The 1,512-nt window shown below is 70.0% G+C and carries 1 protein-coding gene; it reads right to left on the reverse strand.

The annotated features are described in order from the left end of the window. Positions 1 to 28 precede the first annotated feature (28 nt). Positions 29 to 1,258 carry an IS110 family RNA-guided transposase gene (locus tag ACZ3TI_RS40965; RefSeq protein WP_465735689.1) on the reverse strand — a complete coding sequence of 410 codons (1,230 nt, stop codon included), beginning with the start codon at positions 1,256 to 1,258 and terminating at the stop codon, positions 29 to 31. Between the last annotated feature and the right edge of the window lie 254 nt (positions 1,259 to 1,512).

Consider the following 1,512-nt stretch of genomic DNA (forward strand, 5'->3'; position numbering starts at 1 on the left):
GTGTCAGACATCCCATGCCGTAGCGGTGTCAAGCTGTGGCTGGGAGGGTTGCGTGGTGTGACCAGGCAGTGGCCTCGTCGTAGAGCGTGCGGGTCTTGAGGCAGCCGTGGAGGATGCCGACGAGGCGGTTGCCGAGTTGGCGCAGGGCGGGGTTGTAGTCCAGGTCCCGGGCTCGCTGCTTGTCGTAGTAGCGGCGGGCACCGGGTGATCTCTGCAGCGAGCAGAACGCCTGGCGTTGCAGGGCGTCGGCGAGGCGGTTGTTGCGCACGAAGCGGGCCTGGACGGAGTGGGCCTTGCCGGAGGCCCGGGTGATCGGGCTGGTGCCGGCGTAGTTCTTGCGGGCTTTGGCGGAGATGTAGCGGGTGGAGTCGTCGCCGAACTCGGCCAGCACCCGGGCGCCGGTGATCTCGCCGATGCCGGGCATCGACAGGTAGATCTCAGCATCCGGGTGCGCGAGAAAATGCGCGCTCACCTGCTCTTCCAGTGCCTGTATCTGCTCGTTCAGCGCGATCAGCAGCCTGGCGTGCGCGACCGCCGCCGCGCCGTAGGCGGTGGTGACCGGCGCGGGCAGGCCGAGCCGGGGCTCGCGCAGCGCGGCCTGGATCGCGCCGGCCTTCTGGTCCCGGTCACGGCGCCGATGACGGGCCAGGACCGCGGTGATCTGGTGCTTCGTCAGCTTGGCCGCCTCGTCGGGCGTGGGGGCCTTGATCAGCAGTTCCATCGCGTCGGTGCTGGTCAGCTCCAGCCCGGCGTAGGCCGTGAGGGCTCCGGGGAAGTACTCGCGCAGCGTGCTCCGCAGCCGCTGGAAGGTGCGGGTGCGCTCCCAGATCAGCGTCTGGTGGGCGCGGGCGACCACGCGGACGGCCTGGGCCTGGTCGCTGTCCCCGGCGATCGGCCGCAGCTGGTCGCGGTCGATGCGGACCATGTCCGCCAGCGCGTGCGCGTCGCCCTTGTCGCTCTTGGCTCCCGAGGTGGCGTACCGCTCCTTGAACCGGGCGGCTTGCCTGGGGTTGACCGCGTAGACCAGGTAGCCGGCCGCGATCAGCGCCTGCACCCACGAACCCCGGTCGGTCTCGATCCCGACCACCACCTGCCCGGGCTCCAGGTCATCGCCGCCGTGCCGCGCGACGATGGCGTGCAGCTTCGCGATACCCTCAACGCCCTCCGGCAGCCGCGCTGTTGCGAGTCTGCGACCGGTCGCGTCCTGCACCTCGACGTCATGGTGATCTTCGGCCCAGTCGTCGCCGATGAACAGCACCAGCACCCGCCCCTTCGCTCTCGTCTGGTCATGATGTGCAGCCTGCGGAAGGCACGGCTCGCGCCCTAATGGATCCAGTGCTCACGCCCGACCGCCCGGCGGGCACGCCATCCCATCAGCGGTCAGGCCTCCCGGCCGACCAGCAGGGGCACGGTCTGACACCAGAGCTCATACGGCTCGGGCGATAGCAGTGCTCACCTGCTGGCGGCTACGGACCGTAGTCTCCCTCACGGCCCGACGAGTCCCATTAGGCG

The sequence above is a fragment of the Kitasatospora sp. NPDC023120 genome (genome assembly GCF_055560835.1).